Source organism: Paraburkholderia sp. CNPSo 3281 (assembly GCF_024206515.1).
Lineage (GTDB): Bacteria > Pseudomonadota > Gammaproteobacteria > Burkholderiales > Burkholderiaceae > Paraburkholderia > Paraburkholderia nodosa.
In genome coordinates this window covers 110,276-130,734 of sequence record NZ_JAMBPS010000019.1, presented here as the reverse complement: position 1 = coordinate 130,734, position 20,459 = coordinate 110,276, and the positions used below count along the sequence as shown (strand labels likewise).

Below are 20,459 nucleotides of genomic sequence, written 5' to 3'. Positions count from 1 at the left end.
GCTCAGGTTTACCCACATCTCGGAATGGCGCTGCTTGTAAACTGCCGCTCACGATGTTAACTTTTCGCTCGTGCGATGTCCCCGAAGCGAGGAGCGGCATTGTCGGACGCGAACAATGACGATGATTGGGCGAATGATGAGTTTGGTGCGGCGCAGTTGGGCGACGCTCGCCTGACGCAGCGTTTGATCGCACTCGCGCGACAACTCTCGCACGCTCCGCAATGTTCGTTTCCGCAGTCCCTGGATGCCGCCGAACTCAAGGCGGGGTACCGCTTTTTTGATAATCCGAAAGTGGACGCTGACGGTGTACTGGGCCCTCATATTGGTCGGACGCTCGGCCGAATGCGTCAGGTTCCCGTTGTGTTGGCGGTGCAGGATACAACGGAGTTCACGCTCAATCATCTGCCGGCTACGGAAGGTCTGGGCTATGGCTATGGCCATGATCGTGGCTTTATGATGCACAGCATGCTGGCGGTAACGCCCGAAGGCTTGCCGCTCGGTGTATTGGGGATGAAGACATGGGCACGTGCGTGCGATGAACCCGGCAAAAGCCACTCGCGCAGAAAGCGCACCATTCGCAATAAGGAAAGCGTCAAATGGCTCGAAGGCCTCGAACACCTGTCGACGCTCAAAGGCCAATGCCCTGAAACGCACATCGTTGATGTATGTGACCGCGAAGGCGATATCTACGATGTATTCGTCGCCGAACGCCCCGCTGGCGTTGACTGGCTGGTTCGAGCAAGCTGGAATCGTGGTGTGGCTCACCCCGAAAAATATCTGTGGGCGACGATAGCCACCGCGCCGGTGGTGGGGCATACCGAATTACAGATTCCGGGGTCGGGCCGCACGATTGCGCGTACGGCAAGCCTGGCACTGCGATGTGCGCCCGTACGGTTGCGACCGCCCCTCCATCGGCGCCGTAACGGCGTGCATGATATCGAGGTTTTTGTAGTCCACGCTCTGGAAACAGGGCCTCCCAAAGGGTTGGAGCCGCTTGAATGGATGTTGCTCACATCGGTACCCACGCATACCTTCGAAGACGCGCTGGAGCGACTGGCCTGGTATGCGCGCCGCTGGACGATTGAACCTCTCGAGTGGCGCGCACTGTATTGCCGCGTGCACAGCACGACCAAGCCGCCCACCGATCCTCCATCGCTGTCGCAAGTCGTGCAGTGGATCGCCAGGCTCGGGGGCTATCTCGCACGCAAGCATGATCGCCCGCCCGGCCCAACCGTTATATGGCGCGGCTTTCTCGCCCTACATGAAGTCACCGAAATGTATCGCATCTTCAGGCAAAACGAATGACTCCCATCTGTGGGTAAACCTCAGCCTTGAAGGAACTAGCGTGCTTGCGCGCCGTCTTGCATTCCCGCGCATCTAGTCATAGTATAACTAGACACAAAGTTACTAGCCACCATGCTCCGACATTCGCCGCTCGCCCTCGCCGTTCTCGCCATGCTGACCGAAGCGCCGATGCATCCCTACCGGATGCAGCAGCTCATCAAGGCGCGCGGCAAGGACGAAGTCGTCAACGTGCGGCAGCGCAACAGCCTCTATCAGACGATCGACCGGCTTTTGCGCGGCGACCTGATCGCCGTGCGGGAAACGGAGCGCGACGGCGCGTTTCCCGAACGCACGATCTACGAAATCACCGGCGCCGGGCGCGACACGGCCCGCCTGTGGCTGCGCGAGCAGCTCGCACAGCCCGCGCGCGAATTCCCGGCGTTCCCGGCGGCGCTCTCGCTGCTGCCCTTGCTGCCGCCCGACGACGCCCGCCGTCAACTCGAAACGCGCGTGGCGGCCCTCACGCGCGAACTCGCCCGCATGGACGCCTTGTACGCGAGCGCCGAGGCGATGCAGGTGCCGCGCCTGTTCCTGCTCGAAGGCGAACTCATGAGAGCGACGCTCAAGACCGAGCTCGACTGGGTCACGAGCGTCGTGGGCGACCTGAAAGCCCGCCATCTCACGTGGAGCGAGCCCTGGCTGCGCGAACTCGCCGAGCGTTTCGCACCGCCGTCGGACGCGCCTGCCGCCCGCGAATCATCGAAGGAGAAATAGCCATGTCGAACGTCAGCCCGCACACCCCGCTCTCGGTCATGATCATTGGCGCGGGAACCGGCGGCCTGTGTCTCGCGCACGGCCTGCAACGGGCCGGCATCGACGTTCAGGTGTACGAACGGGATCGCACGCGCGTCGACGGTCTGCAAGGCTATCGCGTCGGCATCGATCCACATGGTCTCGCCGCATTGAAGGCCGCGCTGCCGCCTGAACTCTTCGCGACGTTCCTCGCCACCTGTGCGCGCACGCCACGCTACTTCAACATGCTGACGGAGCGCATGTCGGAACTGCTCTCGGTCGGGATCGGCGCAAGCGAGATCGACGGCGGGAAGTCCGTGAGCCGCATGACGCTGCGTCAGGTCCTGCTAACCGGCCTCGAAGATCGCGTGCACTTCGACAAGACCTTCGTCGAATACGAGCAGCACGCCGATGGCCGCGTGACTGCGCGCTTTGCCGACGGCACGAGCGCGAGCGCCGATGTGCTCGTCGGCGCGGACGGCGCGCGCTCGAAGGTGCGAAGGCAGTTACTGCCGCACGCAAGGCTCGAGAACACCGGCATCGTGAGCATCGCGGCCAAAGTGCCGATGACCGAAGAAAACCGCGCGCTGCTGCCGCCCAAGGTACGCGACGGCATTACGCTGATCTCGGCGCCGAAGGGCTACGGCGCGATCATCCACGTGATGGCGTTCAACTGGGACCGGGGCGGCGCCAGGTCCGGCGTCGGCGGCAACGACGCCGCGTTGATCGAACGCTGGCCGGGCCTGCTCTACGACAACACACGCGACTACCTGATGTGGGGCGTGTGGGGCGCGCGCCGCAACGTCCCCGCCGACCCGACGAAGCTCGAAGCGCCGGCCCGGCTCGCGCTCGCCATGCAGATGACCGACGGCTGGCATCCCAATCTGCGCGCGTTGATTCGCGCGTCGGACCTCTCGACCACTTTCGCCCTGGACGTGCGCACTTCGGTGCCCGTCGAGCCCTGGCCGGCCTCGAACGTTACCGTGCTCGGCGACGCGATTCATCTCATGACGCCGGGCAGAGGCGTCGGCGCGAATACCGCGCTGCGCGATGCGCAACTGCTCGGCTCGCAATTCGTGCGGGTAGCGCGCGGCGAGCTGGCGCTAGTGGATGCGATTGCCGGCTATGAAACGCAGATGCGACGTTATGGCTTTCACGCGGTGGCCGAATCGCGCAAACAGTTCGACGAGCGCGACGCAATACATCGGCCCATTGTCGGACGCTTCGCGCTCGGTGCGATGCGCACGGCAATGCGCGTCGTCAACAATGTGCCGCCCCTGAAGCGGCGCATGATCCATTCGGAAAACCGCTTTCGCGGCAGCGAAGAAGAAAACACAGTGGCTTCGCATTAGGACACGCTGCCGGGCCTGACCCCGCTCAGCTATGGACGTAGCCGACTTCCCGCTTAATTAAAAGCGTTTATTGAAAGCGCTTTGTTTGCCCGAACCAACGCCATTCGCTAGCATTTCTTCGCCAACCTGGCCCATCTCAGCTGCTAGCCCGGACAATCCACCTATAGGCTACGTCGTTTACCGAGCCTGCAAATCATACGAATGGCATTGATTCGCAATGCGAATCAAGTGAGCGAAGACGTGGCCTTCCAATCGCCGTATCCTGCAGCGATACGTCATTGCGTTCCGTTTATGAGTAGCGGAGTCGCAATGAAGATAGTTCTTCTGAACAACTCCGACGACACGCACCGGGGGAGCGCGTTGCGGCACATCGCTTGCGCGCCTCTTTAACCAACGCGCGGAGCGGATTTGCGCGGGCAAGTCGGGCGTTTGAAGCGGCTTGCGCGAAATAGGGGGGGAACGATGAACCGATCAACGAAGCAGACCGTGGTATGGGTGCTCGCTTTGGCCCTGTCGGGTGCGGCTTATGGTGCGGCCGGTGGCAATGGCGGTGGCAATGGCGGGGGGAACGGCGGCGGTAATGGTGGAGGCAACGGCGGTGGTAACGGCGGAGGCAATGGCGGCGGCGCGGGTGCGGGTGCTGGTGCTGGAGCGGGCGGTGGCCACGGCTCTGGGTCGGGCTCTGGGTCAAGTTCAGGATCAGGCTCTGGGTCAAGTTCGGGATCAGGCTCAGGATCAAGCTCGGGCTCCGGCGCAGGTAGCTCTGGTGCCGGTAGTTCCGGCGCGGGTAGCTCTGGTGCCGGTAGTTCCGGCGCGGGTAGCTCCGGCGCGGGTAGCTCCGGTGCGGGCAGTTCCGGCGCGGGCAGTTCCGGCGCAGGCAGTTCCGGTGCCGGTAGCTCCGGTGCAGGCAGCTCTGGTGCAGGCAGCTCCGGTGCAGGTAGCGCCGGCGCAGGCAGTTCCGGTGCAGGCAGCTCCGGTGCAGGCAGCTCCGGTGCAGGCAGCTCCGGTGCAGGAAGCTCCGGCGCAGGTAGCGCCGGTGGCAGTAGCGCCGGTGGCAGTAGCGCTGGAGGAAGTAGCGCTGGTGCAGGCGGTAGTTCGAGTGCGGGTAGCTCCTCGGGTAGCGCGAGTGCAGGCGGCCCCGGTGGACCTATGGGCCGCGGCGGCTCACCAGGTATGAGTGCACGGACGGCCATGGTCGAAATCGTGCCGCCTCCTCCACCGGCGCCGATCGTAAGCGCACCGGTGACAAACGCATATAGCCCACCGCCGCACGCGCCCGACCCGGATTATCGTCCGAATGCGTTGGTGATACCCACGCCAGCCAAGAGCGACAATGCCCCGCCACCGAGTGTGACCACGTCGGTCCGAGGCACGGCCAGCGGGACAGCCACCGCGCCGGTTGCGAACTACACACCGCCGGCCGCGCCGACCCCGGCCCCTGTTGCGGTCGCGAGGCCAGCTGCCGCGCCGGTTGCAAACGACTACGGTCCGCCGGGCGTGGGCGGCACGGGCAGCGGCCCGGGTCGTGCACGGGCTGCGAACAACTATGGGCCGCAGGGCGCGGGAGGCGCAACCAAAGCGGGTTTCGCCGTGGATACGGGCGGGTATGAACCGCCAATTCTGACGCCGACGAGCACGCCATAAACGCATTCAGGCTCTCGCGCGACACATCGCTTCGGTATCGGCACGGTGACGCTTCGCCGTGCCGAAATCCTGTGTAGCAACGCCGATGAGCGGCCCGCACCGCGAGCACAAATTGACAAAAATCAATGCATCTTGAAACGCCGGGCGCATAGTGAATCAGCCGCGGCTGACCACGCAGCGCCGACCCCACTCCCACCGCTCCCTTACTCCAGGTCGGCCGCTCCTCTCACGGAGCCCGACATGGAACTCGCCACCCGACGCAGTGCGACACAAGTCATCTTGATCGAACACCGCCGCCTGACGAGCATCGTCAGCGGCATGCTGCGCGTGGTCGATGGCATGGCGTCCGGCTTCGGCCTAAGCAGCGCGATGCTGATGCGGGCGATGCTCTACTACATAAACGAATTCCTCGAGCAGGTTCATCATCCGAAAGAGGAGCAATACCTGTTCGCGCGGCTTCGAGCGCGCACCGCTGAATTCGACGCGGTCATCGGGGAACTCGCGCGCCAGCACGAGGAAGGCAAGCTGCGCGTTCGCGCGCTCGAACGGGCGCTCACACGGTATGAACTCGCCGGCGCCGACATGCTGCCCGCGTTGCGCGAGGGCGTGTATGGTTACGCCGACTTCTACGCCAATCACCGGCACCTGGAAGAGTCCGTCATCCTGCCCGGCGCGCAACGTTATTTGACCGTATCGGACTGGGTGGAGATCGACGAGGCGTTCGGCGCGAATCGCGATCCGTTCGAGAGTCTGGAGACCGAGGACAATCTCAACGATCTTTACAGATTGATCGTCCAGACGATGCCCGAAGCGCAAGCCTGAACGACCTCACCGCGCTGCGCATCGTGGATCGCCGCCCGTCCGGCCTTGCTGACGCTCGATCGAGACCCGGGGCTTGCGCGAAAAAGACATGCGCAAGCGGATTACACGAATTCGCGACAACGTGGCGAGCCCTGCGGCAAACAACCGCACCCCCAGCGCCACGTGGCAAAGGGCCTTGGAATCAGTCCGCGTCGTACACTGTGCGTTTCGACGCTCGTAGCCCGGAACGCCGTCGTGCCCATTCACTATCTGCGCAGCTTCACCTCTGTCGAACGCACCGAGCGGGCCAACCTGCGGCTCGGCCGTGCGCTGGCCTGGGTCGCCGGCGCAATCAATGCCGGCGGGTTCCTCGCCGTTGGGCAATACACGTCGCATATGTCGGGCATCGTCTCGTCGCTTGCCGACAGCACCGCGCTTGGCGATAGCGGCATCGCGTTGTCCGCTATCAGTTCCGTCCTTGCCTTTGCGACTGGCGCCGCGACGTCCGCCATTCTGATCAACTGGGGACGCCGCCGTTGCGCGCGCAGCGTCTACGCGCTGCCGCTTCTGCTCGAAGCCGCCCTGCTCCTTTGCTTCGCCGCGCTCGGTGCGAATCTCGGCATCCATCGCGTTCTCTTCGTGCCGCTGACGGTGGCTGTGCTCTGCTACATCATGGGCGTGCAGAACGCCATGATCACGAAAATCTCGCACGCGGAAATCCGCACGACGCATGTGACCGGCATCGTGACAGATCTGGGAATCGAACTTGGGAAGGCGCTCTACTGGAACTGGGGCGTGCCGTCTTCGGCGTCGCATCACGTGGCGGCCGATATGCAGCGCGTACGCGTACTCGGCTCCCTGCTCGGAATGTTTTTACTTGGCGGAACGCTAGGCGCCGTGGCTTTCCGGCATTTTGGATTTGCCGCGGGCGTTCCCTTGTCGATGCTGCTGGTGATCCTGGCGAGCGTCCCGGTCACCGACGATTTGCGTCGCCTGCCGCTGCGCGACCTTTTTTGACGAATACATCGGTCGCCGGCGGCCAATACCCGCCAACTCACTCGCTTATCAAAAACCGGTCGCGATTCTTCGCGTCCTTGATCCAGTTCGGCGCGCGTCCCCTGCCGGACCAGGTCGCGCCGCTTGCGGGATCGCGATATTTCGGCGGCGCCGCGCTATGCGAAAGCCCCGACCTGCCGCGACGACTACCAAAGATGTCCTGCTGCGTGTACCCGAATTCGGCCACCTTTGCGCGGATATCGGCGAGAACCGTCTCGAACTCCTGCTGACGGGCGATGGCCGCCTGACGCTCGAGTTCCGCGAGTTGCGCCTTCAATTCCTTGTACGTTGCCACGAATCGTCTCCTGCGCGTGGACACCATTCGCTAATCATAGTGGCTTTCGCTCACGCCCCCTTCCAACGTGATCGCACGACTTTTGCCGCGGCAAAAGCAAGCCCACGCAGCAGACCGTTCAGGCCGTGACGAAGACGATTGCCCCCCCATCGGCAACCTGGGCGAACAACCGTACGAAACGATAGCTTTGCGCCTGGATAGTCAGTTCGTTGAGCCCTGAGCGCGTGCCCTCCAGTATCGCCCGGGCTACCGGCTCCGGAATCGCGCCAAGGTGCGCCCAGTCTTCCTGCAGCAGCGCGGGATCGCCCAGATAGACCTCGTTTTTCCCGCCAGGCGTTCGAACGAGAATCAGGCTTCCCCCCTTGTCGAGCGCAATCTCCAGGTACTCGGACAAGGTCGCCAATGCCTCTGTGTCGACATCGCGGGCGGCATGTGAGTTCGAAGTCATAGGGTGGCCACGCTGAGTAGTATGTCGATCACTATCGTACCCCCGCTCCTGCCTGTTCGGCGCATTTTGGCAGCGGGACGCGTTCAGGGGTGTAACCCGAACATACCGTGCCAGATCGCACTAAAGAGGTTGGCGTGACGGCGATCGTCGGACTTTTGCGACTCCTCGTCGCCTGCGCCGTGCGATGAAGACGGCGGCGCAGCCTCGTCCGGCTCCGCGGCATTGCGCGGCGTGGCGTTGTCCGCCTGTCTCGACAGGTGCAGCGCGACTGCGCCGTCGGCAATGCGCCCGGCCAGTTGGGACTCGCACTCGCCGGCGAGCAGTGCGCCGAACACGACGTCGCGGTTGTAGCCCTGCTCCGCGAAGCGCATGGCCACGCTCACGTGCCGCGCATACGCCTCCTGACGCGCCGCCTCCTGCAAGCGCGCCTCTTCTTCCCGCTCACGGACCATACGCCCCATCTCCTTGGCATAGACCGCGTCGTAGACGCTGCGCTGCGCCGGATCGGAAAGAATCGCGTAAGCCTCCTTGATCTCCTGGAACTGCGCATGAGCAGCGGCTTCGCGTCCCATATTACGGTCGGGATGCGCTTTCATCGCGGCCCTGCGGTAGGCCCGCTTGATGTCCGCGTCGCTCGCGTCGTCGCTTACGCCCAGCAAGTCATACAACGTCGCCATGGCTCGCACAAATTGAAGTGAGATGCGCTCGATCGTAGCATGTCGTCCGTCGATGCATCGCACGTGCGATGGCCATCGCCAGCCGGCAATCGATCAATTATCCTAAGCAAACGGGCAGCGCATACCGAAATCCGCCCGCGCCGCCGGCGCGCGGCACCGGGTTCTCAGCGTCGAACCCGCGTCCAGCGACACCACTCGTGGTGATCGAGATTGCGCAGCAAATCGGCCCTGCGCCGTTCGCGCCGGTAGTGAGCGGCGACACCAACTGCGGCTATTACGAGCACGATCGTGCCGGCAGCCATACCCAGCCAGGACTGGTCCACGTCAGCCTCCTCGGATCCATGCGGATCGCAACCCAATTATGAGCAACGCACTCTGAATATAGCCGGTCCGTGTGACAGACTATGCGGCCTCGACCGCCAATCAGCGCACGCGGGCAACCGCTCTCAGGAGCGCATCGCCCTGAGGCGTCACGCGGGGCGTAGGGAAGCCGGATTCGGGCGTATCGACGATGACGAGGTGGAGATCGCGAAGCGCACCGAGTTCCTCCCGGTCTGGCTCGATCCGCCCTGGCGCATTCTTTATCAGCATCAACGTGGCAAGTTCGTGGGGGCTCAACATGTTATTTCCCTCCCGCTTGATCCTGTTTGATCACGTTTCTTCGCGACTGCGAGCGCACTCGCCGCGCAAACGCGATGCGAGCTACCGCAGCTTCGCCGCAGTCGCCGACGCGATGTCCATGCATGCGCGCGTGTACCCGGCCGCCTGCAAAGCAACCCACGGCAATATCCCGACCTGGCTGCGGACAAATTGCTCGGGCGTCTGTGCGGACAACATGCCTTCGAAGTGCAGTTGCGACCCAGCGAATATCGACCTGCAAGTCGCAAGATTCAGGCGTGAGAGTTCACAAAAACCATCGAATAGATGACCAGTCAACGTAGTGAACTTTGCGGCCGACGATTCGCTTCCCGCCGTCTCGAATTTTTGATTAGACATACTAATTTACCCCCCGGTGCGTTTCATCAATCGTTATGTCTGTATCGACTGCGTTTGATGTATGGCTTCTCAACGCGTGTGGCGTTGCTCATTCAGAAGCGAATGCCGGTGTCGATCTAGAGCCTTGATTCTAACTTTGTTAAATCCGCCTCATGAATGCTAGTTGAGTCAGGAGTTTCCCCAATTCATTACGCAGACGGCTTCACCCCGAAGTATGGCGGCGATAGAGGTCGAACAGGCTTGGAAAAGCAGGTTCACCGCAAGCGGATTATGAGTACAGCGCTGTTGCACCCTCGAGCGAGGATGAGCTGGCCATTCAATGCGCGGCGACTTTCACCGCGTTATGTTGCGCAAGCAACTCGCGTATGCGCGCCAGATGCAGATCGCCAACGGCCGTATGAACGGGCTCGACCTTTCGGGCACGACGCGCAGCAGGCGGCCACGCACCGAGGTATCGGCACAGCGCGGAAACGAACGGCCGCTTCCCTCCGCCAGCCAGCCGCTGGGTCGCAGTGGCAACGCGATCCGCCCCTACATTTGCCACCAGCCATTCAAACGCCTGACGGTCTTCGTCATTCACGATGCGAATTAGCGATTCCATGCGACGCTCCTACTGGACATAAACACATACTGTGAATTTATACAGTATTTTGCGTCAGTGCAAGGCAAGTTTGAACTTGCTCCTGGGGAGCGTTCGCCGGGGTAAGGAAAGATCGGGAGTCGCCTTCTGGCGGCGTTGCCTCGGGTGGACGCGCGGGCGAGTCACTACTCGCTGGCCGCGGCGTCCCCTTTCTGTGCTTTCAAGCGGTTCGTCACGGCCTTCACGCCCAGCACGGGCCTTGCCGCATTGCCTGCGCGCGAGATCTGCCAGGTCTCCGGGACTGTGCCCGAGAGCGTGACGACGCCATGGCTGACCCGAATGTGAATGTTCGAATCGTCGAGATCCGGAACGCGCCTGATGGCACGGCGAACATCACGCACCACCGAGGTATCCGGCCGGCTTCCGGGTGTCGATGCCGAGACTCTTTGCACGGCCACACCGGCCGGCTCGCTCACACCGGTTTGCGCGTTCGCATTGGCAGCGCAGTTCGCGATAGCCACGAACACCAATGCACCGAGCGTTCCGTTCGCACCGTTTCTGTTCATGCTGCCTCCATCGGGCCGAGTCAACCGAGGAAAAGCGCCTCTTCTACGCGTATGTTCGCACAGGAATTCGCGCGTCGCGTTCTCGATGGCCTGCCCCGCCCCGCTGGCCGCCCGAGCGTATACGACGACGCAGCGGATGACTTTGGCGCCGCGCTGCGCTACCCTAACAACTCCGATACAGAAAGTCGCCGTATAACCATGTCACACATCAGCACGGGCGTCGAATACGGGCTGCATTGCCTGCTTTATCTTGCCGGCACGTCCGCCGGCGTGCGCGAGGCGAGCGTGCGCGACCTCGCGGAAATGCAGGGCGTGCCCGTCGACTACGCCGCCAAGCTCTTCACGCGTCTCGCCAAGGCCGGCATCGTCGAGTCGACCGAAGGCATACGCGGCGGCTTCAGGCTCGCGAAACCCGCGCGCAATATATCGGTGCTGGATGTCGTCGACGCCATCGACGGCGAAAAGGCGCTCTTCGACTGTCGCGAAGTGCGCCGGCAATGCGCCGTTTTCGACGACGAGCCGCCCGCATGGGCCACACGCGGCACCTGCTCGATTCATGCCGTGATGCAGGGCGCCGAGCGCGCCATGCGCGCAGAACTCAAGCAACACTCGCTTGCCGATCTCGCCACCCGCGCGTATTCAAAGGCGCCTGCCAGCTATCGCCATCACGTGGTCGACTGGTTCACCGAGCGCGCCGCCAATCGTCGCGGGTAACAACCGTCGCTCTGCAAGCCCTTCCAGCATGCGAAAAAACGCGGAGCCTCCAACGAGGCTTCCGCGTGCAATCACACCCGTCGTTGTCCTGAAGGATCAGGCAACCACGATGCGCAGCGGATCTGCGGCGGCGAGCGCTTGCTCGCGGTCCGCGCGAGGCGGATAGATCCATTCGGAGTTGATCTGGTGCTTGAGCTTCTTCGCCTCGGCGCCCTGCAACTTCACTTCGCGATCCCAACCTTCCGTGTAGACCGCGCCCCACGGGCCCAGGTCCAGGCAGGTCACGTACTTCGGCTGGCTATACGGAATCGGCGCGAGGCCTAGCAGATCGGCGGCCGCGTTGTGGCCTGCCGAGCGCCCGAGGTTCATCGCGTGCTGGCACGACATCATCGTATGATTGCCTTCATCGTCGGTGGCTGCACGGGCGACGTCGCCCGTCGCGTAGACACCGGGCACACCCTCCACCGCGAGACTGCGATCGACGTGAAGACGCCCTATGGCGTCGAGACGGCCCGGAATCTGCGCGGTCAGCGTGCTCGCGCGCAGCCCGGCCGTCCAGATCACCGTGTGCGATTCGATACGCTGGCCGTCCGTTGTCGTGACGCCGCCGGCGTCCACTGAAGCCACGCCCGAGCCGAGCTTCCAGGTCACGCCGAGCGAACCCAGCGCCTCTTCGATAACCGGACGCGGGCCCGCGCCCAGGTCGGGGCCGATCGCATCGTTACGCTCGACGATGATCACCTGCACATTCGCTTGCTCGCCCAGCGCCGCGCGCAGGCGTGCCGGCATTTCCGCAGCGGTCTCGATGCCGGTGAATCCGCCACCCGCCACCACCACGGTATTGCGCGCGGGCGAGTCCGGCTGGCCGGCCAGACTGCGGATGTGCGCTTCCAGTTCGACCGCTTCGTCGGTCTGGTCCACGCTGAAGGTGTGATCGGCGAGGCCCGGAATCGACGGGCGGAACAACCGGCTGCCAGTGGCCAGCACGAGGCGGTCATAGCCGAGCGTAGAGGACTGGCCATCCACGCGGGTCAGATCCACTGCGCGACGCTCCACGTGAATGTGCTCGACCGTGCCCTGAATGAACTTGACGCCAGTCGCGTTGAAGATCTCCGTGAGCGGCGCCCGGAAGTTCGCGGGACCCTCTTCGTACAGTCGCGGACGGACATGCAGATGCGGGTCCGGTGCGACCAGCGTGATCTCCACGTCCGTGCGCCCCTGCTCATCGAGCAGCCGCGCCGCGCTCAGCGCGCTCCACATACCGGCGAAGCCGGCCCCAATAACAAGAATACGCTTCGACATTTGTGCCTCTCCAATGCAGGGATACGTGATATCGGTAGACCCGCACCGCGCCTGCGCAACGCATAACTCGGATTCTATGAGTCGTAGTTTAAACGCGCAAGCCCCCTTTTGGGACGCACTGTTGACGAATCAGGCAACGATGCCGCGTGGCCGAGCGCTACATGCCCATGCTCGTCCCTGCCCCCGTGCTCGTGCCCGTGCCGGTTCCCGTCGTCGTGCCCGGGTTCGGCGTCGCATTCAAATCGATTCGTCCATACACGCCATCGGCCTCGCCATTCGGCCCCGCCGCGAAAAACAGTGTACTGGAAGGCTGGTTGCTGAGGTCGTTGCCGAACGCAATGCCCCACACACCTGGCTCGACGAGCGCGTTGCCGTTCGACCCATTGAGCGGCCCCATCGACTGGCCGTTCGATGCATTGAACGCGTTGATCGCGCCATTACCGAAATTGCCGATCAGTATTGCGCCACTCATCGAGCCGAAGTTCGCGGGCGCTTGCGCAATGCCCCATGGCGCGTCGAGCGGACTGCCCGTCGCGAAGCGCTGCTTCAGGTTGCCGGCCGTGTCGTACACGTCGACCATGCCGAGCCCCGCGCCTGCAACATCGTCGTGCTTCGCCGCGTCCTGCATCGCATACGTGACGAACAGATTCGAACCGATCGCCTGAATGCCGAACGGCGCGAAGCCGGCTGGCATCGCTGGGTCCGTGAAGCCGCCGGGCATCGTAACCTTGTTGAATGAGGTATTGAAGACGTCGATCTTGTTGTTATGGAAGTCGGTCGCGTAGAGGAAGTTCGCGTTGTTCATCGTCGCGAGCGCGAGCCCCTTGTAAACGGCGCCGCCCGTGCCGTCGTCGTACATGACGAAGGCGTTGGTCGGCCCGACCGCAGGCGCCCACGCGGTGATGGTGCCGCCCTCGCCCGCGAAGATGAACGCGGCGACGCCGGACTTGCCGTTTTCCGTGACGGTGAAGCTTTGTGTGCCGTTGAAGACGATGCCCGTGGGCGATGCCGTGCCGTTCTTGCCGCTGGGTATCGCGACGATCAGCGATTGCGGCACGCCATTGCCGTCATAGAGTGTTGCGACGTTGGTGCCGTTGTCCGCGACCCAGGCAAAACCATTCGGATTGAAGGCGACACCCCACGGGTTCTTCAGATTCCCGTCGATGTGCGCGGCCGCCACCGCACCATCGGAAACGAGCGCCGTCGCCGCGAACGACGACGTGACCGGCACGCTCGCACTGCTGGAACCCGAACTGGAACCGGAACTGCCGCCACACGACACGAGCGTCGCGATGACCGCACCACATGCTACGACGCCGAATACGGCGAGTAGAGGCTTCATGACCGCACTCCTCGTTCAGTCCAAGGGACTAACGGACAAAGAACGAGGAGGACGCAGCGTTTATTCCAGCGAAGAAAAAGGGCTTGTTTCGCGGGCGATCGCAATGACTGAACTAGCTAGCGAAAAGCACATGGCGGGCAACGAGCGCTATGCGTGACTATCCGGCGCCTGCAGGCTCGCCGATGCCGGCGGCAATCTGCGCGGCGTACCAAGCAGGGCGAGTTGCTTCTCGTGCGGCGTCAGCGCGCCACTGTCGCGCTTGTCCGCTTCGGCATATTCTTGCGCTGCATGAGACAGATCGCCTTCGTCTTCCAGCGCCTGCCCCCACAGTTCATAAGAGGGCGCGAGATCGGGACGAAGCTCCACCGCGCGTGCCAGCTTGACGATTGCCGCCTCGTATTGTCCGTTGTCGACGAGCGCTTCTCCCCAGTCATGCAGGATGTTGACGTCGTCGTGATGCATTTCATCTGCGCGGTGAAACGCGCTTAGGGCTTCAGCATACCGATGCGCGTGCAACAAGACGTCGCCGAGCAAGCGCTGGTTCTCCGCGGTACTCCACCGCTCGTGAGCGCCCGCGCGAAGCTCCTTGATCGCCGCGTCGATTCTCCGCTCCTGTTCGAGCGCAATGCCGAGATTGGCCCGCAAGACGGCCGAGTGCGGATACAGCAAAAGTGCGTCGCGTGCCTGCTGTTCCGCCTCCTCAGCGTGGTTTTGCCTCAGCAGCAGCCAGCCTTTTCCAGCGAGCGCCCATTGGCGTTGCGGTGAGCCTGGCCGGGCGAGGACATCGTCATAGATGGCTTCGACGTCGCTGTAGTCGCATTGGCCCGGCGAACACCGTGTCTTTTGCACCGCCGTGAAGACATGGCTCGCGAGCGTATTCGGTTCGACAAGCCGCATGACCTCGATCGCGATGTCTCGCACCGACTGGTTGAAGTCCTTGCCGGTGAACGCGACGTCGTCGTGCATGGCGTTGAACGGGCCGTTTTCGATCTGGATATGCGCGACATACGCATCCGGGCTGTCGTTTACGTGCGTAATGCCGATATGGACGACCACGTCCTGCCTGTTCCTGAACAGCGTCGATTTCAGAAAGCCGACGATCGAGGCATAAGACATGTCTTGACCCGGCAGCTTGATATCCGGGCTGTCGTTATCCGCCAACGAGACATCGTGCGGAACCGCGTCGCTGTCGCTGCTGATGCCACGCATCGCCGAAAGAATTCGTTCTGCCAGGAATTCCGGGGTATAGCCGGTGTCGGCCAGCGCTTTCGGTGTTTCCACCGGCGGCACCAGCACGTGTTGCGTGAGCGCGCCGGAGATGACGAGCCAGCAAAAGGGAACGGTCAGGACCGCGATGACCCAGGTGAGCACAAAGGGCCACAGCTCCCGTGGCGCGCGGCCGATCAGCCCGACCAGAAACAACACATGAGATAGACCCGCAGGCCTGCCATCCGGAACGCTCGACATGCTGCACCTCGACTCGGCTGCAGTTGGCTGGGCCCAACTGTCGGTCGACGTGAACGCATCGAGTGTGCCAGCGCAAGCGAACGCTTTACTGCCGGGCGTTTCGGCTATGTTTGCGAATGTCACGCGTGGCGGGTGTTATCTCCTGACCAACGCTTGAACACGGCGAGTGCCGGTTCGCAGCAGACACCTGCGAATGCGCGCTCACTTCACCGCCTCCACGTCTTCGACCTCGCCCGCCACCGGCACGTTACCCGAGGGGCTCATCATGCGCGGCTGCAGCATCAGGGCGACGAGTCCTGTCCAGCCGGTCTGGTGCGATGCGCCGACGCCGCGCCCGTTGTCGCCGTGGAAGTATTCGTGAAACAGCACGAGATCGCGGCAGCGCGGATCGGCCTGCAGCAGCGGGTACGTGCCCATCACCGGGCGCTCGTTGTTGCGGTCGAGCAGAAAGAGCGTCGTGACGCGGCGCGCCAGCTCGTCGGCAATCTGCGCGAGCGAAAGCTTCTTGCCCGAGCCGGTCGGATACTCGACGCGAAAATCGTCGCCATAGTAGCGGTGAAATTCGTACAGCGACTCGATCAGCAGATAGTTGACCGGCATCCACACCGGGCCGCGCCAGTTCGAATTGCCGCCGAATACGCGCGAGTCCGATTCGGCGGGCAGGTATTTGACGCAGAAGTCGCAGCTGTTGTGCCGGTAAACGAAAGGCTCGTCGAGATGGGCGCGAGAGAGCGCACGCACGCCGTGGTCGGAGAGAAATTCGGCTTCGTCGAGCATCCGCCGAAGCAGTGCCTTCATGCGGTGCCCGCGCAATAGCGAGAGCAGCAAGGAATTGCCCTTGCCGGGCTCGTTCCAGCGCGACACGAGGCTGGCGAGGTCGGGCCGGTGCTGGAGGAAAAAGACCAGCCGCTCGCGCAGCCCCGGCAGGCCGCCGTGCACCCGCTCCTCCAGCACGCGCACCGCGAAGAAGGGAATCAGCCCGACGATCGAACGCATGCGCAGCGGCACGCTGCTGCCGTCCGGCAGCCTCAGCTTGTCGTAGAAGAACTCGTCCACGCTGTCCCACAGGCCTGTCTCGCAGCCGTCGTCGCAGCTCACGGCACCTGCGATATACAGGAAGTGCTCGAAGAACTTCACGCCGATATCGACGAACACATGGTTCGCGAACGCGAGTTCGAGTGCGATGCGCATCAGGTCGAGCGCGTAAGCCGCCATCCACGCAGTGCCGTCCGCCTGGTCGAGGTGTCCGCCTGTCGGCAGCGGCGACGAACGGTCGAAGATGCCGACGTTGTCGAGCCCCAGAAAGCCGCCCTGGAAAATGTTGTGGCCGTCGGCATCCTTGCGGTTCACCCACCACGAAAAATTCAGCAGCAGCTTGTGGAAGATGAGTTCGAGAAAATCCCGGTCCGCCTTGCCGGTGATCGCGCGATCGATTTCATACACGCGCCACGCCGCCCATGCGTGCACGGGCGGATTCGCGTCGCCGAACGCCCATTCGTAGGCAGGCAACTGGCCGTTCGGATGCTGATAGCGGTCCTTCACGAGCAGCAGCATCTGCTTCTTTGCAAACATCGGATCGACCAGCGCGAACGCGACCGCCTGAAACGCGAGGTCCCACGATGCGTACCACGGGTACTCCCATTTGTCCGGCATCGAGAGGATGTCCGCGTTGCACAGATGCCGCCAGTCCGCGTTGCGCCCGCGCTGGCGCGCGGCGGGCGGTGTCGGCTGCAGCGGATCGCCTGCCATCCAGCGGTTCACGTCGTACTGGTAGTACTGCTTCGACCACAGCATGCCCGCCAGCGCCTGGCGCTGCACGAGCCTCGCGTCGGCGCTCTCGATGTCGCGCTGCAGCGCGTCGTAGAACGCGTCTGCTTCGGCAATGCGCTGCGCGAACAGGCCGTCGATGTCGAGCGCCCCTTCCTCCTTCGGCGCGGACAGCGGACGCCAGCGGAACGTGACGACCGCGCGGCCGTGCGCGGCGATCTCGAGATGCACGCGCGCGGCAGCCTTCGTGCCCGCGTCGCGCCGGATCGCGTCGTTCTCGCCATGCACGACATAGTCGTCGAAACCGTCCTTGAATGGGCCCGCGCCATCCATGCCGAAGAGACGCTTCACGTTGGTGTCATTCTCGCAAAACAGCCACTCGACGCGCTCGCCTCCCTGCGCGGCCGCCGTCACGACGAGCGGCTCGTGCGTGCCACAGTGCGCGACGACGTGCTCGCCGCCGGCCGACGAGACGAGCGTGAGCGAAGGCTTGCTGCCCGCGGCCTTCCACGACCACGTGTTGCGCGCCCAGATCTGCGGCAACACGTCGATCGAAGCGTGCTGCCCGGCGCGGTTCTCGACTGTCACGCGCATGACGATGTCTTCCGGCGTGTGCTTTGCATATTCGATCTGCACATCGAAGTAACATTGATCGTCGAATGCGCCCGTATCGAGAATTTCGTATTCGGGCAAACTGGCGCCGCGCCGCGCGTTTTCGTCGACCAGGTCCTGGTAGGGAAACGCCGCTTGCGGGTACTTGTAGAGCATGCGCATATACGAATGCGTCGGCGTGCTGTCGAGGTAGAAGTACAGCTCCTTCACGTCCTCGCCATGATTGCCTTCCTGATTCGTAAGACCGAACAGACGCTCCTTCAAAATCGGGTCGAGGCCGTTCCACAGCGCGAGCGAACAACACCAGTCCAGCCGCTCGTCGGCGAAACCGGCCAGGCCGTCCTCGCCCCAGCGATAGGCGCGCATGCGCGCGTGGTCGTGCGGGAAGTAATCCCACGCGGTGCCGTGCTCGCTGTAATCCTCGCGCACCGTGCCCCATTGGCGCTCACTGAGGTACGGTCCCCAGCGCTGCCAGCGAGCGTAGTCGGCCGAGTACAGGCGTTGGCCTTCAACCGTGTGGATGAGGCCGGCGGCGCGCTGCAGCATGGGCATCTCCTTGAATTGGGGCGCGGCGCGCGCGCCGCGAGTCTCCCATGCTAGCGCGGTTGCCCGCCGGGCGTGCGCGCGGCGCTACGGATGCGGGCTAGCCGGCGTCGCCGAGCCGTTTGAGAACACGCAGCAATTCGCCGAGCGACCATGCCTGGAACGGCGCGCCGCCGCTCTGGTGCGGCGCATCGCCATCGGCAACCTCGGAAACATGGTCGAGCCCGGCGCGGTCGAGATGCGCGAGCAGCGGCACGACGAACCGCTCGCGCGCGAGCGCGCGCTGCGCCGCAGTATCGCCGTTCACATGCAGCCAGGCATCCACGAAGGGGCCGAGCAACCAGGGCCAGACGGTGCCCTGATGATAGGCGCCGTCGCGCTCCAGCACGCCGCCACGGTACTGCCCGCGATACGCGCGGTCCGACGGCGCGAGCGTGCGCAGCCCCATGGGCGTAAGCAGATCGGCTTCGACCTGCGCGACGACCGGGCGCGCCGCATCGCCTTCGAGCAGCGCAAACGGCAGACCGCCTGCCGCGAAGATCTGGTTCGGCCGAATCGAGCGATCGGCCGTGCCATCCACGTGATCGACATCGACCACGTCGAACAGCGCGCCCGTCGACGGATCGACAAAGCGCCCGGCAAACGAGGCGCTGGCGCGCACTTCGAGCTCGCGCCAACGCGTATCCCATGCCGCAGCGACGCGCAGCGCGTTGATCCACAGCGCCTGAATTTCGACCGGCTTGCCGATGCGCGGCGTGACGACCCAGTCGCCCGCCTTCGCATCCATCCAGGTGAGCTGCACGCCCGGCACGCCGGCTCGCAGCAGGCCATCACGCGGATCGGCTGCGATCCGGTAGCGCGTGCCGCGCGCATAGCCTTCGAGGATGGCGTCGACGGCGCCTTGCAGCGCATGCCGCGCTTCGTGCGGCACGTTCCCGGCCGCGAAGTAGTCGTGCACCGCCACGATGAACCACAGCGAGGCGTCGACGGAGTTGTACTCGGGCGCGCCACCCGCATCGGCAAAGCGGTTCGGCAGCATGCCCTCTGAGACGGTCGCCGCCCATTCGAGCAGGATCGCGCCCGCCTCCTCGTAGCGCTCGTTCGCGAGCAACAAACCACGCATGGCGATGAACGTGTCGCGGCCCCAGTCGGTGAACCACGGATAGCCCGCGACGATCGTGCGGCCGTCGCCGCGCGCGACGACATAGGCGTTGGCCGAACGCTGCAGGCGCGAGCCGAGCGACACCCGGCGCACTTCCTCGAAGCCGGCGAGCAGTCGCGCGCGGCTCGCCGCGCTTTCATTGCTGTCGAGCGAGGTATCCAGCGCGCCAGACGATGATTGCGCGCGCAACAGTATCACGGCATCGCCCTTGTCGAGAGCGAACGTGAAGACGCCTGGCGTCGCGAGATCCTCGATGCAGTCGAGACCGCGTTCGCGTTCGCGCGTGTAGCAGAAGTTGCGGTACCAATCCGGCGCATGCGTATAGGCGCCGTTCGAGCGCGCGACGACGGCGGGCAGATCGCCGTACGGTTGCCAGCGCACGTATTCGCCGTCGATCTGGGCGTGGAAGTCGAACGCGGGGTTCTCGTGGTGCAGCCCGTGATAGTCGCGACCCGAGATCAGCGGGCGGACTTTCAGCACGGCGCCGCCAGCCCCGGACGATGCTTCGAGCCGCCAGCGCAGCACGGTCTCGCGGCTCGCCTTCGCCACGAACACTTCTGCCGTGAGCACGGCGCCGCCGTCCAGCCGGTAGCGCCACGTGGGCCACGGCGACGTGTTGAAGCTAGCGATGCGCTCCGAGGTATCGGGATAGAGCAGATCGGGCGCATAGCGCTGCATCGTGAGCGCGGTCTTGCGCTCCCCGTCCTCGAGCCAGGCTTCGATGCCGCCCACGAGCACCACGCGGCTCGTGGGCGGCTGCGTAGCCGTGAGCAGCAGCGCGTGATAGCGGCGCGTACGCGCGGTGCCGACTGTGCCGGACGCGAATCCGCCGGCGCCGTCCGCTTCGAGCCATTCGTCGTCGAGGCGCTGCGCATCGATGGGGCTGTCAAGACGCGTCATCGGTTGTCCTACCCTCGTGGGTCACCTGCGCAACGATACTCCCGCCGGCTCGGCGCAGCCAGAAAGCGGGTCGAAAGCACGAAACGTCATCATCCGCCAGCAGCGGGCAAACGAATCGTGCGCAATTTTGCGGGTGCCGCACGTACCAGCGACTATTAT

The 20,459-nt window shown here is 63.9% G+C and carries 20 protein-coding genes; 9 read left to right on the top strand and 11 right to left on the bottom strand.

The genetic code is table 11. From position 1 onward, the window contains the following. Positions 1-99: 99 nt before the first annotated feature. The 5 genes from M3I56_RS20175 (at position 100) to M3I56_RS20155 (ending at position 6,890) form a co-directional block, all read left to right on the top strand. Positions 100-1,305: an IS4 family transposase gene (locus M3I56_RS20175; RefSeq protein WP_254355505.1), complete on the top strand. Its 1,206-nt coding sequence runs from the start codon at positions 100-102 to the stop codon at positions 1,303-1,305. A gap of 111 nt (positions 1,306-1,416) precedes the next feature. Beyond that, a complete protein-coding gene (locus tag M3I56_RS20170; RefSeq protein ID WP_254355504.1) occupies positions 1,417-2,058 on the top strand; it encodes a PadR family transcriptional regulator in 642 nt (213 codons plus the stop codon). A 2-nt stretch (positions 2,059-2,060) separates the two neighbouring features. Further along, a complete protein-coding gene (locus M3I56_RS20165; protein ID WP_254355503.1) occupies positions 2,061-3,428 on the top strand; it encodes an NAD(P)/FAD-dependent oxidoreductase in 1,368 nt (455 codons plus the stop codon). Positions 3,429-5,312: 1,884 nt separating this feature from the next. Beyond that, entirely contained in the window at positions 5,313-5,894 is a 582-nt protein-coding gene (locus M3I56_RS20160; RefSeq protein ID WP_254355502.1) for a hemerythrin domain-containing protein, read from the top strand. A 234-nt stretch (positions 5,895-6,128) separates the two neighbouring features. Continuing rightward, positions 6,129-6,890 carry a YoaK family protein gene (locus tag M3I56_RS20155; RefSeq protein WP_254355509.1) on the top strand — a complete coding sequence of 254 codons (762 nt, stop codon included), beginning with the start codon at positions 6,129-6,131 and terminating at the stop codon, positions 6,888-6,890. A gap of 37 nt (positions 6,891-6,927) precedes the next feature. Here M3I56_RS20155 and M3I56_RS20150 read toward each other — a convergent pair whose 3' ends face one another. From M3I56_RS20150 to M3I56_RS20140, 3 genes are all read right to left on the bottom strand, one after another. Next, positions 6,928-7,224: an H-NS histone family protein gene (locus tag M3I56_RS20150; protein ID WP_028204655.1), complete on the bottom strand. Its 297-nt coding sequence runs from the start codon at positions 7,222-7,224 to the stop codon at positions 6,928-6,930. Positions 7,225-7,342: 118 nt separating this feature from the next. Next, positions 7,343-7,672, bottom strand: a complete 330-nt coding sequence (locus tag M3I56_RS20145) for a hypothetical protein (protein ID WP_254355501.1) — start codon at positions 7,670-7,672, stop codon at positions 7,343-7,345. 83 nt (positions 7,673-7,755) lie between these two features. Beyond that, positions 7,756-8,349: a J domain-containing protein gene (locus M3I56_RS20140; RefSeq protein WP_254355500.1), complete on the bottom strand. Its 594-nt coding sequence runs from the start codon at positions 8,347-8,349 to the stop codon at positions 7,756-7,758. Between the two features lie 68 nt (positions 8,350-8,417). Between M3I56_RS20140 and M3I56_RS20135 the strand changes: the two genes are divergently transcribed. Further along, on the top strand, positions 8,418-8,714 hold the full coding sequence (locus M3I56_RS20135; RefSeq protein WP_254355499.1) for a hypothetical protein: 297 nt from the start codon (positions 8,418-8,420) through the stop codon (positions 8,712-8,714). Between the two features lie 58 nt (positions 8,715-8,772). Here M3I56_RS20135 and M3I56_RS20130 read toward each other — a convergent pair whose 3' ends face one another. Together M3I56_RS20130 and M3I56_RS41675 are read right to left on the bottom strand one after the other, a co-directional pair. Next, the gene (locus M3I56_RS20130) at positions 8,773-8,970 is read right to left on the bottom strand and encodes a hypothetical protein (protein WP_028204658.1); all 198 of its coding nucleotides are present in this window, start codon (positions 8,968-8,970) and stop codon (positions 8,773-8,775) included. 81 nt (positions 8,971-9,051) lie between these two features. Then, entirely contained in the window at positions 9,052-9,345 is a 294-nt protein-coding gene (locus M3I56_RS41675) for a phasin family protein (RefSeq protein WP_375541756.1), read from the bottom strand. A gap of 319 nt (positions 9,346-9,664) precedes the next feature. Between M3I56_RS41675 and M3I56_RS20125 the strand changes: the two genes are divergently transcribed. Further along, entirely contained in the window at positions 9,665-9,937 is a 273-nt protein-coding gene (locus tag M3I56_RS20125; RefSeq protein ID WP_254355498.1) for a hypothetical protein, read from the top strand. A gap of 173 nt (positions 9,938-10,110) precedes the next feature. Here the strand turns inward: M3I56_RS20125 and M3I56_RS20120 are convergent, their stop codons facing one another. Then, positions 10,111-10,491, bottom strand: a complete 381-nt coding sequence (locus M3I56_RS20120; protein WP_254355497.1) for a BON domain-containing protein — start codon at positions 10,489-10,491, stop codon at positions 10,111-10,113. 198 nt (positions 10,492-10,689) lie between these two features. Here M3I56_RS20120 and M3I56_RS20115 point away from each other — a divergent pair, with 198 nt between their 5' ends. Beyond that, positions 10,690-11,205 carry an Rrf2 family transcriptional regulator gene (locus M3I56_RS20115; protein ID WP_254355496.1) on the top strand — a complete coding sequence of 172 codons (516 nt, stop codon included), beginning with the start codon at positions 10,690-10,692 and terminating at the stop codon, positions 11,203-11,205. Between the two features lie 96 nt (positions 11,206-11,301). On the opposite strand, the gene M3I56_RS20110 is transcribed toward M3I56_RS20115, so the two are convergent. Next, positions 11,302-12,507, bottom strand: coding sequence for an NAD(P)/FAD-dependent oxidoreductase (locus tag M3I56_RS20110; protein ID WP_254355495.1), 1,206 nt, complete (start codon positions 12,505-12,507; stop codon positions 11,302-11,304). A 157-nt stretch (positions 12,508-12,664) separates the two neighbouring features. After that, positions 12,665-13,849 carry a TIGR03118 family protein gene (locus tag M3I56_RS20105; protein ID WP_254355494.1) on the bottom strand — a complete coding sequence of 395 codons (1,185 nt, stop codon included), beginning with the start codon at positions 13,847-13,849 and terminating at the stop codon, positions 12,665-12,667. Between M3I56_RS20105 and M3I56_RS20100 the strand changes: the two genes are divergently transcribed. Next, complete coding sequence (locus M3I56_RS20100) at positions 13,848-14,006, top strand: hypothetical protein (protein WP_154677964.1); 159 nt, start codon at positions 13,848-13,850, stop codon at positions 14,004-14,006. The genes M3I56_RS20105 and M3I56_RS20100 overlap by 2 nt on opposite strands. Here the strand turns inward: M3I56_RS20100 and M3I56_RS20095 are convergent. The 3 genes from M3I56_RS20095 to M3I56_RS20085 form a co-directional block, all read right to left on the bottom strand. Then, positions 13,997-15,145 (bottom strand): tetratricopeptide repeat protein, encoded by a 1,149-nt coding sequence (locus M3I56_RS20095; RefSeq protein WP_254355493.1) that lies wholly within the window; start codon positions 15,143-15,145, stop codon positions 13,997-13,999. The genes M3I56_RS20100 and M3I56_RS20095 overlap by 10 nt on opposite strands. 372 nt (positions 15,146-15,517) lie before the next feature. After that, positions 15,518-18,247 (bottom strand): glucosidase, encoded by a 2,730-nt coding sequence (locus M3I56_RS20090; RefSeq protein WP_254355492.1) that lies wholly within the window; start codon positions 18,245-18,247, stop codon positions 15,518-15,520. A 91-nt stretch (positions 18,248-18,338) separates the two neighbouring features. Beyond that, positions 18,339-20,300 (bottom strand): amylo-alpha-1,6-glucosidase, encoded by a 1,962-nt coding sequence (locus tag M3I56_RS20085; protein ID WP_254355491.1) that lies wholly within the window; start codon positions 20,298-20,300, stop codon positions 18,339-18,341. Positions 20,301-20,459 lie beyond the last annotated feature (159 nt).

What these genes read in the sequence shown, in the direction of transcription:
- M3I56_RS20165 (WP_254355503.1), top strand. Translation starts at nt 2,061, where the DNA reads ATGTCGAACGTCAGCCCGCACACCCCGCTCTCGGTCATGATCATTGGC.
- M3I56_RS20170 (WP_254355504.1), top strand. Translation starts at nt 1,417, where the DNA reads ATGCTCCGACATTCGCCGCTCGCCCTCGCCGTTCTCGCCATGCTGACC.
- M3I56_RS41675 (WP_375541756.1), bottom strand. Translation starts at nt 9,345, where the DNA reads ATGTCTAATCAAAAATTCGAGACGGCGGGAAGCGAATCGTCGGCCGCA.
- M3I56_RS20110 (WP_254355495.1), bottom strand. Translation starts at nt 12,507, where the DNA reads ATGTCGAAGCGTATTCTTGTTATTGGGGCCGGCTTCGCCGGTATGTGG.
- M3I56_RS20125 (WP_254355498.1), top strand. Translation starts at nt 9,665, where the DNA reads ATGCGCGGCGACTTTCACCGCGTTATGTTGCGCAAGCAACTCGCGTAT.
- M3I56_RS20160 (WP_254355502.1), top strand. Translation starts at nt 5,313, where the DNA reads ATGGAACTCGCCACCCGACGCAGTGCGACACAAGTCATCTTGATCGAA.
- M3I56_RS20085 (WP_254355491.1), bottom strand. Translation starts at nt 20,300, where the DNA reads ATGACGCGTCTTGACAGCCCCATCGATGCGCAGCGCCTCGACGACGAA.
- M3I56_RS20100 (WP_154677964.1), top strand. Translation starts at nt 13,848, where the DNA reads ATGACCGCACTCCTCGTTCAGTCCAAGGGACTAACGGACAAAGAACGA.
- M3I56_RS20120 (WP_254355497.1), bottom strand. Translation starts at nt 10,491, where the DNA reads ATGAACAGAAACGGTGCGAACGGAACGCTCGGTGCATTGGTGTTCGTG.
- M3I56_RS20115 (WP_254355496.1), top strand. Translation starts at nt 10,690, where the DNA reads ATGTCACACATCAGCACGGGCGTCGAATACGGGCTGCATTGCCTGCTT.
- M3I56_RS20105 (WP_254355494.1), bottom strand. Translation starts at nt 13,849, where the DNA reads ATGAAGCCTCTACTCGCCGTATTCGGCGTCGTAGCATGTGGTGCGGTC.
- M3I56_RS20145 (WP_254355501.1), bottom strand. Translation starts at nt 7,672, where the DNA reads ATGACTTCGAACTCACATGCCGCCCGCGATGTCGACACAGAGGCATTG.
- M3I56_RS20135 (WP_254355499.1), top strand. Translation starts at nt 8,418, where the DNA reads ATGGCCATCGCCAGCCGGCAATCGATCAATTATCCTAAGCAAACGGGC.
- M3I56_RS20140 (WP_254355500.1), bottom strand. Translation starts at nt 8,349, where the DNA reads ATGGCGACGTTGTATGACTTGCTGGGCGTAAGCGACGACGCGAGCGAC.
- M3I56_RS20130 (WP_028204658.1), bottom strand. Translation starts at nt 8,970, where the DNA reads ATGTTGAGCCCCCACGAACTTGCCACGTTGATGCTGATAAAGAATGCG.
- M3I56_RS20090 (WP_254355492.1), bottom strand. Translation starts at nt 18,247, where the DNA reads ATGCCCATGCTGCAGCGCGCCGCCGGCCTCATCCACACGGTTGAAGGC.